12 protein-coding genes and 1 tRNA gene are annotated in these 14,265 nt (G+C 40.4%); 3 read left to right on the plus strand and 10 right to left on the minus strand.

The features are described 5' to 3' along the window. Positions 1-209: 209 nt before the first annotated feature. The 5 genes from AN944_RS20300 to AN944_RS20320 form a co-directional block, all read right to left on the minus strand. Positions 210-737 (minus strand): cytochrome b/b6 domain-containing protein, encoded by a 528-nt coding sequence (locus tag AN944_RS20300; protein WP_055026474.1) that lies wholly within the window; start codon positions 735-737, stop codon positions 210-212. 109 nt (positions 738-846) lie between these two features. After that, positions 847-1,368, minus strand: a complete 522-nt coding sequence (gene hemG, locus AN944_RS20305; RefSeq protein WP_055026475.1) for a menaquinone-dependent protoporphyrinogen IX dehydrogenase — start codon at positions 1,366-1,368, stop codon at positions 847-849. Between the two features lie 321 nt (positions 1,369-1,689). Then, positions 1,690-3,282 carry a di-heme oxidoredictase family protein gene (locus AN944_RS20310; RefSeq protein ID WP_055026484.1) on the minus strand — a complete coding sequence of 531 codons (1,593 nt, stop codon included), beginning with the start codon at positions 3,280-3,282 and terminating at the stop codon, positions 1,690-1,692. Between the two features lie 207 nt (positions 3,283-3,489). Next, entirely contained in the window at positions 3,490-4,653 is a 1,164-nt protein-coding gene (locus tag AN944_RS20315) for an imelysin family protein (RefSeq protein WP_055026485.1), read from the minus strand. A 78-nt stretch (positions 4,654-4,731) separates the two neighbouring features. Continuing rightward, positions 4,732-6,156, minus strand: coding sequence for a hypothetical protein (locus AN944_RS20320; protein WP_055026476.1), 1,425 nt, complete (start codon positions 6,154-6,156; stop codon positions 4,732-4,734). A 182-nt stretch (positions 6,157-6,338) separates the two neighbouring features. On the opposite strand from AN944_RS20320, the gene AN944_RS20325 reads away from it, so the two are divergent. Then, positions 6,339-7,535, plus strand: coding sequence for an MFS transporter (locus AN944_RS20325; protein WP_055026477.1), 1,197 nt, complete (start codon positions 6,339-6,341; stop codon positions 7,533-7,535). 41 nt (positions 7,536-7,576) lie between these two features. Beyond that, positions 7,577-8,410, plus strand: coding sequence for a TIGR03899 family protein (locus AN944_RS20330; protein WP_055026478.1), 834 nt, complete (start codon positions 7,577-7,579; stop codon positions 8,408-8,410). A gap of 82 nt (positions 8,411-8,492) precedes the next feature. On the opposite strand, the gene AN944_RS20335 is transcribed toward AN944_RS20330, so the two are convergent. Then, entirely contained in the window at positions 8,493-9,161 is a 669-nt protein-coding gene (locus tag AN944_RS20335) for a hypothetical protein (RefSeq protein WP_055026479.1), read from the minus strand. Between the two features lie 498 nt (positions 9,162-9,659). On the opposite strand from AN944_RS20335, the gene AN944_RS20340 reads away from it, so the two are divergent. Further along, positions 9,660-10,082 carry an organic hydroperoxide resistance protein gene (locus AN944_RS20340; RefSeq protein WP_055026480.1) on the plus strand — a complete coding sequence of 141 codons (423 nt, stop codon included), beginning with the start codon at positions 9,660-9,662 and terminating at the stop codon, positions 10,080-10,082. Between the two features lie 148 nt (positions 10,083-10,230). Here the strand turns inward: AN944_RS20340 and AN944_RS20345 are convergent, their stop codons facing one another. The 4 genes from AN944_RS20345 to AN944_RS20360 all read right to left on the minus strand — a co-directional run bounded on the left by AN944_RS20345 (position 10,231) and on the right by AN944_RS20360 (position 13,579). After that, complete coding sequence (locus AN944_RS20345) at positions 10,231-10,755, minus strand: DUF3087 domain-containing protein (protein ID WP_055026481.1); 525 nt, start codon at positions 10,753-10,755, stop codon at positions 10,231-10,233. An 87-nt stretch (positions 10,756-10,842) separates the two neighbouring features. Further along, on the minus strand, positions 10,843-11,565 hold the full coding sequence (locus tag AN944_RS20350) for a rhomboid family intramembrane serine protease (RefSeq protein ID WP_055026482.1): 723 nt from the start codon (positions 11,563-11,565) through the stop codon (positions 10,843-10,845). Between the two features lie 58 nt (positions 11,566-11,623). After that, positions 11,624-13,285 carry an AarF/ABC1/UbiB kinase family protein gene (locus tag AN944_RS20355; RefSeq protein WP_055026483.1) on the minus strand — a complete coding sequence of 554 codons (1,662 nt, stop codon included), beginning with the start codon at positions 13,283-13,285 and terminating at the stop codon, positions 11,624-11,626. 217 nt (positions 13,286-13,502) lie between these two features. Beyond that, positions 13,503-13,579, minus strand: a tRNA-Trp gene (locus AN944_RS20360). Between the last annotated feature and the right edge of the window lie 686 nt (positions 13,580-14,265).

A 14,265-nucleotide genomic window follows, 5' to 3' on the forward strand; every position in this document is an offset into this window, starting at 1 on the left:
TAATCACGCTGTGTTCGTTTAACGCTGATTGCGCTTGAAGGTTTCATAGATAAGTCTCCAAAGTGTCAACTTATCTCAGGACGGGACATAATCGGACAACAAAAAGCCCAATCATTTGATTGGGCTTTTTACTATCTAAAATGAGTTTATCAATCGTTACTTACCGCCAGTTTTGATTTCCATAACACTGAGATAACGTCAAACCGCCCTCAAGAATTTCTTACCATATCAATAATATGAAATGCTGCAAAAATGATATGGATAACTAAAAAGCCAACAAAACCTTGAGCAAACATGATGTGATATTTTCGCCACATTAGCGCATCGCTCGACCCTTGATAAACAAACCATGCGATGCCTGTAATACTGACCAGCGCCATCAACACTAAGCCTATTCCTTCAACGATACTAAAAATCCCTTTGCCGCCTGAACTGGGTAACCTCCCCTGCGGTATTTGCTTTATTTCTTGAACGAGTTGACCAAAATCCAATGTTAGCCACGGAAAAAACTGTCGCCAATGCCCATTTAACAGGTTCTTCAATAAAAACAATAATCCGAATATGGCAGCAACCAAGCCAAGGTATACATGTAAGCTATCCCAAATACTGGCTTTCGCACGTAAACGACTGCCAATCAATATCCATGGGCTCGTTACCACTAAAAAGATACTCAATGCCACGACGATAACATGCAGTTTATCTGCAATGGTGCGGCACCATCTACTCACTTGATTCATAACTATCCTCAGTATGTCTTTAGCCAAAAGCACGGATTATCTATTGTCATAAAATTGCTTTAGCAGCTAAAAATAAAGCCAACATTCGATATGTTGGCTTTAAATGATGTTAAGCAGACAGGATTCTTTCGACATAATTGTCGACTTTAGCCCAATCTGTGTATTCCACCTTTGTGTGCGGGTCGGTTGGCCCTTTGGTGATCCACATAATAAAGCGAATAATATTACGATCCATCGGCCCATAGTATTGATAGTCAAGGTTACCACCAAACACTTCTAGCTCTTTAGGCTGCCATTCACTTTGTTTTAGAAATGCCTGCATATACATATTGGTTTCAGGCGTATTTTTACCTGGTTTTCTCGCCACTAAGCTAACTGAAAAGAAACCATTGGGCTTGGTATCAAGTAATGCTTTATTTGCAGCAACATACTGATAGAGCTCAGGGCGGTGCTTACCATGGCGAATACTTGCGCCAATAAACACTTTATCAAAAGCCGATAAATCAGGTTTATCTTGCAGTGCTGATAAAGTCACAGTTTCACCTGCAGCCTCAAGCTTTTCTTGCATATAATCACATATCTTACGGGTCTGGCCGTGGACTGTTGAATAAACGATTAAAATATTGCTCACGTTAACCTCTAAGATAAACAAAGAACGAGTTTAAAGATGGGGATAGAATTAACACGTTTCCCCTGCTGTTCGATACGTTAGTTACAGTATCAAAAATGTCTTTTAATAGACTAACTGCATTTAAAGACTAGCTTAATTGAATCTCGAATAAATTTACATGAATCAGATCACGACATATTAGCAATAGCAGCTAATTAAATGATGATTTTTTGTCTCGCTCACAAAAAAGTGGCCATATCTGACGATATGCCCACTTATACATTTTGAAAATCAGCAATTTACAAATACGACATCACGCTTATCTTAATAATAACTTACCGACTAAAGTGACATTAAGAATGACACTAACTGATCACGCTCAGTTTTGCTCAATGCCATGAATGCCTCGTGACTGTTTTGTGCTTCACCACCATGCCATAAAATGGCTTCTTCAACTGTCGCTGCACGGCCATCGTGCAAAAATCCAGCTTGCGGATTAACGGTTTGAGTTAACCCTAAGCCCCATAACGGGCGAGTACGCCATTCATTACCATTAGCCAAAAAGTCAGGGCGCCCATCAGCTAAGTCATCACCCATATCGTGCAATAACATATCTGTGAAAGGATAAATCACTTGGCCCTTTAATGAATCAATGATGTCACTGCCACCAATATCACCGCTTGTTTTAGTGGTAAAACTTGGAGTATGGCAACCACTACAGTTAATTGATGCAAATAAACGGGCACCTTCACGTACATCAGAGTCATCAACATTACGTCTGGCTGGTACAGCTAAGGTTTCAGCATAAAAAACCACTGCATCACTAAACGCTTGGTCAACTTCAGGCTCACCATTTTCATCTTCACCGGTATCAACAAAACCTGTTCGGGTTAAATAGGAGTCATGAAGGCTAGTACCTGCCACACTTTCATCAGGAAATAACGGGTTAGTAATGCCAATATCACCACGTAATGCTCCTAAAGATTGCACTCTTACACTTGGCGTATTGGCTTTCCAACCAAAACGACCTAGAGAGACAGGGTTGTCATCTCCGTTGCGATCTTTAATCGCATCAAAAACCCAATTCGGACGACCTGAAATACCATCGCCGTTGCTATCATCGGCATCCGCTAGTGCTAGAATGGCAGCTTCAGGTATCGCTTCCAATAAGCCTAAACCAAATACTGGCATGCCATTGCGCCAACCCATTAACACATCATCTTGAAGTAAATTTGAGGTAATGTTGGTGCTTTGTTTTGTCTCACCAGGTGCGTCATATGGATTTTCGACTTCAAAAATCGGCTTTTTAAGTTCAACACTGGTGCCATCGTCATAAGTCACTGTTGTACGCTCGTATGACAAGTAAACGTCTGCCTGGCCACCAAAGGCATTTTCTTGCCAATCTGCTCGCGCCTTTAGCACGCCACGATGAAACAATTGACCACCAAAATCAGGAACAGGGATTGGAGCACAATAATTATTTGCAGCATTGCCTTGGGTACATTCAACATCTGCAGCTTTACTGATCCGCAAGAATATCCCCGCATCAGACCCTAGCTTGACCCGGGTTTGATCTGCTGACAGGAAAGGCGTTGAGTTACGTCCATCACGTTGATGACACGAGTTACAGTCGGCATTATTGAAAACAGGGCCTAGGCCATCTAATTCTGGATGCTCTATATTTGGCGCTGTGGTAAATGAAATTTCAAAGTTAGCATCACCTTCAAGGTGCAGTGCTAAATCGCCCTCTGATAAATTAGGTGCAGGTGTCGAAAAACCATGCCCAGAATTACCGGCATCATAGGTCGTTGTATCGCCACCACTTGCGGTAATATCGGAAAAGTCAGGATAGGTGACAACAGGTGGCTCTGGCGTCGGTGTTGGCTGCTCATCAGCACTGCCACCACATGCTGATAATAGTAAGATGCTAACCATGGATGTCAGCACAATGTTGTTATGTTGATTGGGGAATTTTTGAAACTTGTTCATCTTGCACACTCTTAAATCAATAACACTGCAAAAGGCTTAAACAACACAATTTGGGACTTGCCTTGCTCTAACGGCAGGCTTATTAGTCAAAAGCTTAAATCGCTCTGCCCTTATCAAATTTAGAGCAAAGCGATTGCTTATCCGTTATGTGGCTTACTGAGGGTTCCACTCAGATAAAAGTGGGATAACATCTGACTCTAATGAGGTTTGTAAAGTAGTAAGTGCTGTTACTGCTGTTTCAACACGAGTACGACCTGCTTCATCAAGAATAGCTTGACGGAAAGGCATATCGTCGTTGCCTGCAATAGCTTGAATTTTCAAGATAGCATCATCAATTTCGCTAGAAATACGTACTGAAAGCGTGCTGTCAGCTGCGGCAACAAAATCAATAATCCCTTGCTTGTCGGCAGAGCCTGTAAACTCGCCATGATATACATTGCGCACACCTTGAATGTTGTCAGCAAAGTCAGTTAATGAATTCCAAGAGTATTGAGACTCAACTTTTGAGGTATCAGCATTGGCTAAAGAATCACCAAATGGATCGGCAATTTTACCGTTACCGACTTCATCAACAATACCAATCATGCCGTTGATCAACTCTTCAATGACAGCAAGTTCAGAAGAGTAAACTGTGTTGTTATCACTGCCTGGTGAAGTTAATAAATCAGCATATGGTAATGCGTTCGCATCTTGCGGGTTATGAGAAATCTGCCAAGCATCATCAAGTTGTTTTGCATAATCTCTAAACACTTCAGCAAGTGCGATGACATATTCACGTTCAGCCGTCGTTAAATCACTGATAGACTTATTGTTATCAGCGACACCATCGCCAAACAATAGGTATTCCATGGTATGGAAACCCTGTACATCATCATTCCAGCTTTTAATTGTTTCAGCGTCAAAGCCTGTATTGTTATCTAGCTGAGTCTGTAAATCAGTAGTATTTAGTGGCCAGCTATCCAAATGCGGATCGATACTCAATGAATCAACAGGACCAAAGATGTGAGATTCACCTTGTTCCCACGGCTTACGTGCCGCTTTCCACGCCTCTTGGGCAGCGGTTAAATCTGCTTGTGATGTGGAATTTACTAGTGCTTGGGTCGCCAATAACAATGCATCACCCTGTGCCGCTAAATCAGCATAACCCGCTACAATGACGTCATTCGTTAAGTTTGTGACCATCTCAGTTGCAGCAAAGCTAAACCCAGTTTCAGGTACTACCGGATCTGGGGTAGATGAATCATCAGAACCAGAACCACCACAAGCGGTTAATGTACCCATTAAGGTTAGTGCAATCGCTGTATACTTAAAATTCATGTAAAACTCCATTTCAATCAATAATTTTGGCTGATTCATTTCAGCACTTTCATTTAAAAAAACATGTTAATGCACTGGTTATAGCGAGAACTGGTAACCCACACCAAGTGCAAAAAAGTTAGTATCAGGAATACTGGCTACGGCCACTTGCTGAAGGCCGCCTTCTGCTTTAATGACAATTTCAGGAATTGGGAAGTAGTTAACTCCGATACTGCTCCAGGTATTTTCATAACGCTTAGTCGCAGTACCACTTTCCACTTCCATTAGTGGATTTGAATAATCGATATTGGCAAATACAGTCATAGGAATAGCTAAGTAGTCATCAAGCTTAAAGCCTGCTTCAACAAAGAAAGATTGCGATTTAGACCCCAATTGCGCGAAGTTACCAGGCTGTAAACCTGGAGTGGTTTTATTCGCTAATGTAATTGCATCAGAGTCACTTAAAGTACCGTACATGTATTGACCACGTAGCACCCAAGGCCCCTCAACATATGCAGCTGCAGCTGTCACTATGCTCAACGTTCCGTCAACATTGAGCTTATTGCTTTTATTTCGATTGCCTGAGGTATTGCCGTAATAGTAAGACACGCCAATAGCACTACCAGTTTTAAAGTTGCCGTAATCGATTCGCCCAGCAAATGCTAAGTCGTCAGCGTTGACATGTTCAAACCGGGTTTGATGTCCTGATGCAACCCAATCATAGGTTCGAAAGTATTCAGAGTTTAAGCCGCTAACAATCTGAGCTTGATAATGAAAATCAGAGATTTCACCGTAAACACCAATACCATTCTCGTTCCACACGGCCGGGATCATGGCAGCTTCACTTTTGTGACGGAGTACAGTGAGGTATTGGTTTGGCTTGTGTAAGGTGCTCGTTAGGCCGATTGGCAAGTGAATATTACCGAACTTAACGCCAAAGGCTTCACTAGGGCGATATCGAATTTCCGCTTTTTCAACGACAACTTCGCCGCCTGCTTCTATTTCAGATTCAAATTCACCAAATTCATCAAAACCATCATACTCCAGCGCAGCGCCAGTTCCGCCATGCTCATATTCAATTTCAACTTCCATGCTCCAGTGCTCAGTAAACTGATAACCAAATTCAGTGACGATGCGCTCTAAGTCGAAACGGTTTCTTCTTTCTGGCGTGGTATCTTGTACATTGTCAAAATACTCATCACTCGTGAAATTCGCAGACCCATAAGATTTGAATGAAAACTGACTGAAACGGTCCTCTGCAGCGGCAACGTTCGTAACAACATCAGAGACTGCTTTTTGCTGTTGATGCTGAGTGACTTCAATTTGCTTTTGAGATTCAGCTTGCTGGGCTTGTTCCTTTGCTATGGTTTGCAATTGCTGTTTTAGCTGAGCGATTTCAGCTTCTTGCTTGGCAATCGCTTTAGCTAAATCTTCTGCTGATATCGCAGCATATGTACTTGCAGAAGTGCCTAAACCAATCACACTGGCTATTGATACTGCCAACAGCGTTAACTTTTTGCTCATCTCATTCCCCACAATTTTGCACAACCTTCGTTAATGTGGCGACACAATACATTAAACAAGAATCATTTTCATTATAATTTACACTTATCTTTGCAACTTTATTTACAACGCATTTACACTTAGCGCAAAAATGTAATCTGTGTAACCATACAAGCACGATATCTAGTTCAGGAAACCTCCCTATGTCAGTCGCCTCCAGTAAGCATCCTCAACAACTTTTATTGTGGATGACTTTCGTTATGTCGATGGTTTTTGCAGTATGGCAGGCGCTGCTAAATAATTTTGTCATTGAAAAGGCGGCATTCACTGGCGCAGAAATCGGCATACTACAAAGTTTGCGAGAGATGCCTGGTTTTTTAGCTTTTACAGCGATATTCGTTTTGTTGCTGATCCGTGAGCAATCATTTGCCTTGGTTTCATTAGCCGTGTTATCCATCGGCATTGCTATTACCGGCTTTTTCCCGAGCGTTTTAGGCTTATATTTAACGACGGTGTTAATGTCGGTGGGATTTCATTACTTTGAAACCATCAACCAATCTCTTACATTGCAATGGGTGGATAAAAAAGATACTGCCGGATTTTTAGGTAAGGCGTTGGCATGGCGCTCTGCTGCCGCTTTAATAGGTTATGGCAGTATCTGGATTGTGATGACATGGCTGAAATTAGATTATGTATGGATGTACGCCATTATTGGCGGACTAGGGCTAACTGCCGTGCTGGTAATGAGTATCTATTACCCTCGTTTTGATATCGCCGAACCACAACATAAAAAGCTCATTTTCCGCAAACGTTACTGGCTTTACTATGCCCTTACCTTCTTGTCTGGAGCCCGTCGTCAAATCTTTATGGTTTTTGCCGGATTTATGATGGTAGAAAAGTTTGGCTATTCGGTTTCGCAAATTACGGCACTCTTTTTAATTAACTATGTGGTGAACCTAGTTTTCGCCCCTGCTATTGGTCGCTTAATTGGAAAAATAGGTGAACGGAATGCGTTAATTATTGAGTACGTAGGATTAATTATTGTCTTCGCAAGTTATGCTGTCGTTGAGCATGCTCAATTGGCTGCAGCACTGTATGTAATTGATCACCTGTTATTTGCAATGGCAATAGCAATGAAAACCTATTTTCAAAAAATTGCCGATCCAAAAGACATTGCGGCTAGTATGTCGGTTAGCTTTACCATCAATCACATTGCAGCTGTGATTATCCCTGCATTATTAGGCATACTATGGTTAAGCTCGCCACAGTGGGTATTTATGATAGGCGTATTATTCGCACTGTGTTCCTTGATATTATCGTTAAATATTCCAGCCCATCCGCAGGCTGGAAATGAAACGAATTGGGGTAAATCAACTACTCTTACAACGAGTGAGAGATAATTATCACCCGCTTATTCACCGTTGAAGTATGAGAAAACGTTATGGCAGAAAGTCACCCCCAACAAACTAACAAAGACCAAAAAGCGAGTGTGTCTGCACGAAAAAAAGCATTATTGCTCGGAAAAATTCTCGGATTAGCCAGCGAAGATGATTATCGCCCTTCTCAGGCATCGATTACAGAACGTGCCCAATTTAGATTACAAAAACAGCAAGTTCAGCATCAGCTCAACCTTGAAACCATCTTTGCTTTAGCCCTCAACTATACTCCATCTGATGTTACTGGCGAGGACTTAGATCCTGACTGGAGTTACCAGTTTTTCCAGATGGCAGAACAAATTCAATCTCGACGAATGCAAGATTTATGGGCCAGAATTTTAGCCAGCGAAATTGTAAAACCTGGAAAATTTAGCCTAAGAACCCTTGCCACTCTCAAGAACTTGACCCAACGAGAAGCACAAATACTTGAAAAAGCATTAGGCATGTCTGTAAAAATGAATGCAGAAACTCGATATAAGCTATTAAGTGGTTATCGCATCAGTGGTGGTTTACAGCAGTATTTTAGGAAAACATCACAGGTGAATATTGGCTTATCTAAATACGGTTTACCTTACTCAAGTATTTTAACTCTCATGGATGCTGGCATACTGCATAACAGTGAATTCGAAACCGGCCTGCTTGATAAAAATTCCGATATTTTACTGTCGATGACCGAGCAGCAATTCAAAATTAGTCCAAAAAATAATAATTCACTCTTTAGTTACTACCGCTTCACCCCTGTGGGCGATGAGCTTAGTCTATTGGTACAGGCCAATGTAGAGAACGAATATGTGAGAGCGTTGAAAGAAACGTTAAAGGCAGGGTTTAGCGTAAAGTAAACTCTAAAATAAATTAGTTTTGGCCTGAGTGAGCGAGTATACAAGCATGGCATGCGATAACCGCTCAGAAAACTTAGGCTAATTAGGTTTCACTTTTCAGTGATAGTAATGACTTCTCAGCTCCTTCGATATCTGTCTTATCCGAATCAACCACTCGCTCATATAAGTTAGAGTGCTGAGCTTTATGCATAGAGAATAGAAATTGTCTTAATGTTTCTCTAGATTCATCACTGACAACAATTGTCGCTGCTATAACGCCATTTTCAGAGCGTACAACTTGATATTCAATATCGAAACTAATGTCTTTGGTTAAAATTAACTTAGCCTGACGAGCCTCTTCAGTATCATCTATATTTGGAGCATATAACGTCAACCCAGTGCTTGAAAGAGACAACACATCGATGGCGAGATTAGTATCAAAATCAATGATCCTGACATTATCAAGTTCGTTCATTCGCCAGCTTCTGTCAGCGCCTCGCGTATCAACCACCTCGGGGATCCCCAGCTTAGGGACAAACTGTCCAAGTTCATCCATGGCAATATTTAAAGGGAACCATAATCGGTAATGGCTAATTTCAGCCAATAAAGTCAGTTGAGTTTTACCTAGCAAACTAGCTAAAGTTGCAGGTATTTCAGTTGTCACAGAAACGGTTTCATTAGGACCTTCTGGCACTTTCTTAACGGCAGAAGGTGTTTTAGCGAATAACTCACTAAAACAAGCTAACTCTTCTTTGGTTAAGGTGCTGTCCATTATCACTCCTTGAAACTGTATTTGTTATAATTTGTAACAATTCTATCATGTGAAATCTTAGCGTACAATTCATAGCCAACTTTCTTGGCATAAATCCTAATTAAAATAATAGGTTCTACTGCATTCGACATCGTGCAATAAGCGATGTAACGACACGTTTTATGGAGGATCCGCTTTAAGGGGCTCACTCAAATTTTGCAGTGCACACTTTACGATTTTCACATCGTTCAACTTGGCAATCGCAACCCATAAACTTGGTACGAATGAGCGGCAACTTTAGTTCAAAACAGTTATCCCAATTCAAGTCTTAGATAAATTCAAGCAAGTAAAAACCGGCCCTATATATTCAATTCAAAATGAACAAAAAAAGAATTTTACGCAATTAGATTGCGCGCAACTTATATTTGCAGTATTGTATATTTCATTGAGTGAGTAGCTAAGATTAATCCAACTGAATCACTTAATTTAACGTTCATTATTTTTCAATTAGGAGTTTTCATGGATATCATTTATTCAGCATCAGCAACAACAACTGGCGGTCGTGATGGTCAATCAACATCATCGGACAATAAACTATCGGTAAAACTTAGCACACCTAAAGAACTAGGCGGCGCAGGTGGTGAAGGCACGAACCCAGAACAGCTTTTTGCAGCAGGCTATTCAGCATGTTTTATTGGAGCAATGAAATTTGTTGCAGGACAAGAAAAGATAAGACTTAGCCCAGATCTTAAAGTTCAAGCTACCGTTGGCATTGGGGCTAATACCGCTGGAGTCGGATTTGCCATCGATGTCAAACTACGCATTAGTTTACCTGAAATGGATAAAACTGCGGCTGAAGCATTAGTAGAAAAAGCACATCAAGTATGCCCTTACTCTAACGCTACCCGCGGTAACATCAATGTTGAGCTAGTTGTAGAGTAAATTGAATAAGTCAGTTACCATTTTGAGCTAGGCTATTTTTCACCATTTGAAAATAGCCTAGTGATTGTAGAAGTTAGCTATAACTTATTGCACACTTAATTTAAGACCTAGTAAAAACTATGGTTCAAGTCTTTAAGTCCTCAACAATTTACACCTCACCCAATAAAGCAATATCAAAGTCATCGAGGCTAATCGACAAATTTAATTGGGCAATTTGTGATTCAACTTTTTGAATATTTTGATTAACAGCATCGAGGGTCAACGTATTATTATCTAACTCGTAAACCTGCTTTTGAGTGTGGTAGTAAAACAATAATATGGTAATCGCATCAGGTTCATTTTTATCAGCCGCAGCGACAATTTTAGTCAACTTTCGATAGATTCGGTTATGTAGCTGTTTCATTTGCCATACCCAATAAATATCATGCATAAATGGTTTAGTTTTAATGATATTCATAATAAGGCTACAAAAGACGACAGCTAAGATAACCCCCATCAAATTTAAGTGAAAATTACCAGTAGACTCACTTCCCGCGACGGGCGTTTGCCCAAAAAAAGCGATTAAAATAGCGCCAAAACCTAACGATAGTAAGGTTAAGCAACTCACCAACCCGATCAGTAATTTATTTAGCTGCTGCCGATATTGCTGCTTATTGATTGAGATTAACTTCATAATAATCCTAAACGTAAATGTCTAAGGCATTTTATCCCGAAAAATAACATTGCCCAAGAACTGACACACTCGACTTAATCAAGCATGTCATTGTTTTTGACGATACCGCACCACTAACATTATCACCAATGCGGTAATGGCTCCGCCAACATGGGCAAAATGAGCAATATTTCCAACAGAATATTTAGTTAATCCAAAGAACAGGTCACCAGCAATAATGAGTGGAACAAACCATTTAGCACTAATCGGCACAGGTAAGAAAATCAGCGATAACTTAGCATCCGGATAACGCATCGCAAAGGCCACTAACACGCCATACATCGCACCAGATGCCCCAACAACAGGCGCATGGTATATAGACATAAACTCAACCAGCCTATCCTTACCCAAGGCCTGTACTAAGTGACCATCAGCCATACCTTGCTGCAAAATGGTTTGAATATCATTTGTGCTGTAACCTAACGTTAAAATGTCATTGGTGATAGCGGAAAACTGATAGTAATTAGCGACAGTATAAATCAGTGCTGCCCCCAACCCTGTTACAAAATAAAAAGCTAAAAATCTTGGCGTCTTCCAAGTCTGTTCAAGTGGGGTACCAAATGACCACAATGCGTACATATTAAATAGAATATGCGCCACACTGCCGTGCATGAACATATGGGTGACTAACTGCCATAGAGCAAACTTTTCATTCAATGGAAAATAAAGCGCTAAGGACTGCAAAGGTTCAAACTTTAACCATGTACTCGCAATAAAAATAAGGACATTAATCGCCATTAAGTAAATAATCGACTGATTTTTGGCTGGCATATTAAGTGACCTTATTGTTGATATTGTCATGTTTTGACTAAATTCTACGACGTACTTTTCAACGCTTTTTTGATAAATTTCCCGAACGGCTAATAGCAAGTAATAAGCGCCCTACCAGTAAACTGCCTGCGGCAGTAATCCCCAAACCTATAATAGAAACGCCTTCATACAAAGGCGGTACGCCACTACTTAACACCATACACCCACCGAGAAAAATGGCGCCACTTAATACCCCATAAACCAAGCGATTAATAATCGTATCTAAACTTCGATGATTCAAATTAATATCAAACCGACCATTATTAATTTGCTGAGTTAATAACTCGATTTGTTCAGGCAAAGTATTAATGACACGTTGCCATCGATTAGAAGACGCCATGGTTTGTTTGAACATATATTGAGGCGACAACTGGGCAAGTTTCATCTTAATCGCATAAGGACGAATTGCGTCACCAACGCTTATGCTGCTATCTAATTGCTTAGATGCTCCTTCAAGCATGATGAGTACCCTCAGGAGCATCGAAACTTCTGTCGGAATAACTAGCTTATGATGGTGAATAATTCGAATAAATTCATTTAATACGGCAACTAGAGGGACTTCATTAATATCCACTTCCAAAAAGTCTTGTACAAAATCGCTAACATCTTTTTCAAGTAAGACTTTATCTAGCTTAGGCTGTGCCTGACACAATTTGATTATATGGTAAGTTAACTCTGCGGGATCTTTATCGGCAAGGGCAACTAATAAGTGCTGAAAGCGTAATTGAACGGCTTGGGTTAATTTTGCTGTCATCCCCCAATCCAATATACCTAACTGTCCAGACTCCAATACCCAAATATTTCCAGGATGCGGATCGGCGTGAAAAAAACCTAAATCAAAAATCATATCAAGATACACCTTGATCCCAGTTTCAGCTAAAGCTCTAGTGTCTACCTCAGCAGCATTTAGTTTGTCACCATCGGCAACGCTAAACCCCTTTAAGCACTCCATGACTAAAACATGTTTACCTGAAATTTCACGATAAACATGTGGAATATGCACTTTACTATTATCACTAAAGTAAGCACTAGCACGTTGCATACTGCGAGCTTCTTTCACGTAGTCGAGCTCATTCATTAGTGATTTAGTAAACTCAATAATTAACTTAGTCGGTTGATATAGTCTGAGTTCTTTATTGTATTGCTCAACCAACGACGCCAACATTTTTAAAATTTCGACGTCTGCAACAATTTTATCTTCAATACCAGCGTGCTGAACTTTGACGACAACGTCTTGGCCATCCACGGTGACAGCTTTATGAACCTGACCTACCGAGGCAGAAGCTAATGCATCAAAACTAAAGGATTGAAATAAAGTATCGAATGAGCGACCGAACTCAGCTTCAATGGTTGAAATGATCTGTTGTTTATTATCGGCAGGCGTATCAGATTGAAGCTTAGTTAGCTCGTCAGCAATCTCTTGACCAACCAGATCAGCACGGGTACTGAGTATTTGACCAAGTTTAATAAAAGCAGTGCCTAACTCACTGAATGCTAGGCGTAAACGAACTGCAATAGAAAGTGACGCAAGTTGCTGACCGCTCTCATTCACAAATACACTTTTAATAAACTCAGGATTACCTTCTTTGACCCAATTAGCTAAACCATACTTTACCAACACAGTTAGGATCTGTCGCGAACGCACCGAATGATTCATGAATTGCTTAACGTTAGTCAGCATCGCCCAACTCCCTGTTTACCCGATAAAATAAGCTTTAGTTTTCCAGATATTGATAAGACTTTAAAGTCATTACATCATCTAGCTAAAGCTAAGATAAAGCAACGAAAATCAATTAATGGTGATTCGGATAAAAGGAGTGAAAAAGGAATTGTACGGTTAATAAAATAAATGTGCAGAAAAGACAAAGGCCTAGCATTTCTGCTAGGCCTTCTAAATTTGGCAGGGGTAGCAAGACTCGAACTCGCAACCATCGGTTTTGGAGACCGCTGTTCTACCAATTGGAACTATACCCCTGTTGACGAGATGCATTATGCTAAAACCACCGACAAAGGTAAAGCATTATTTGCTTCAAACACTACTGACTGTGGGTTTTTCAGCCAAATTAGTAAAATTGAATACGCTTTGGCTTTACCTTATACAAATCTCTTTATCATATACGTTAATACTTCATAAGCAGATCAATCTATAGTGCATAAAAAGATAAGATTAGTTGTGCTATTTGTATTTATCGATTTAATGAGCTGTGGCTTACTGGCTAATGCTTAAATGAGTAACACTAAGTAGAACGAACATATATTGCAAGAGTTGGCCTCGATAACTAGGAGCTCACTCTGGTTACTCTGAGGTTGATAGATTAAGGCTCTATTACTTGTGGATACACTTAGTTAATAGGGTATAAGTTGATAGGGCATAACTCAATAATCACTGGTTCACTTCTGAGGGGTACCTAACATTTACTAAAAGCCTTGATATAAACATTCAGTATCTTATTAAGCGTGTTAGTTGAGTTAGCATCCCTAAATATTAACTGCAAAAGTATCTTTTATAATGGGGATTGTTGTTAGATAACAGAAATCATTGATAACCAAAACGAAAAAAGCCTCTACATTACTGTAGAGGCTTTCGTCTTTATGTTGGCGGAGCGGACGGGACTCGAACCCGCGACCCCCGGCGTGACAGGCCGGTATTCTAACCAACTG

It is taken from the genome of Shewanella sp. P1-14-1, assembly GCF_001401775.1.
Classification (GTDB): Bacteria; Pseudomonadota; Gammaproteobacteria; order Enterobacterales; family Shewanellaceae; genus Shewanella; species Shewanella japonica.

Excerpts from the sequence above, each read along its gene's own strand:
- AN944_RS20300 (WP_055026474.1), bottom strand. The coding sequence starts at position 737 with ATGAATCAAGTGAGTAGATGGTGCCGCACCATTGCAGATAAACTGCAT.
- AN944_RS20310 (WP_055026484.1), bottom strand. The coding sequence starts at position 3,282 with ATGGTTAGCATCTTACTATTATCAGCATGTGGTGGCAGTGCTGATGAG.
- AN944_RS20315 (WP_055026485.1), bottom strand. The coding sequence starts at position 4,653 with ATGAATTTTAAGTATACAGCGATTGCACTAACCTTAATGGGTACATTA.
- AN944_RS20320 (WP_055026476.1), bottom strand. The coding sequence starts at position 6,156 with ATGAGCAAAAAGTTAACGCTGTTGGCAGTATCAATAGCCAGTGTGATT.
- AN944_RS20325 (WP_055026477.1), top strand. The coding sequence starts at position 6,339 with ATGTCAGTCGCCTCCAGTAAGCATCCTCAACAACTTTTATTGTGGATG.
- AN944_RS20330 (WP_055026478.1), top strand. The coding sequence starts at position 7,577 with ATGGCAGAAAGTCACCCCCAACAAACTAACAAAGACCAAAAAGCGAGT.
- AN944_RS20335 (WP_055026479.1), bottom strand. The coding sequence starts at position 9,161 with ATGGACAGCACCTTAACCAAAGAAGAGTTAGCTTGTTTTAGTGAGTTA.
- AN944_RS20340 (WP_055026480.1), top strand. The coding sequence starts at position 9,660 with ATGGATATCATTTATTCAGCATCAGCAACAACAACTGGCGGTCGTGAT.
- AN944_RS20345 (WP_055026481.1), bottom strand. The coding sequence starts at position 10,755 with ATGAAGTTAATCTCAATCAATAAGCAGCAATATCGGCAGCAGCTAAAT.
- AN944_RS20350 (WP_055026482.1), bottom strand. The coding sequence starts at position 11,565 with ATGCCAGCCAAAAATCAGTCGATTATTTACTTAATGGCGATTAATGTC.
- AN944_RS20355 (WP_055026483.1), bottom strand. The coding sequence starts at position 13,285 with ATGCTGACTAACGTTAAGCAATTCATGAATCATTCGGTGCGTTCGCGA.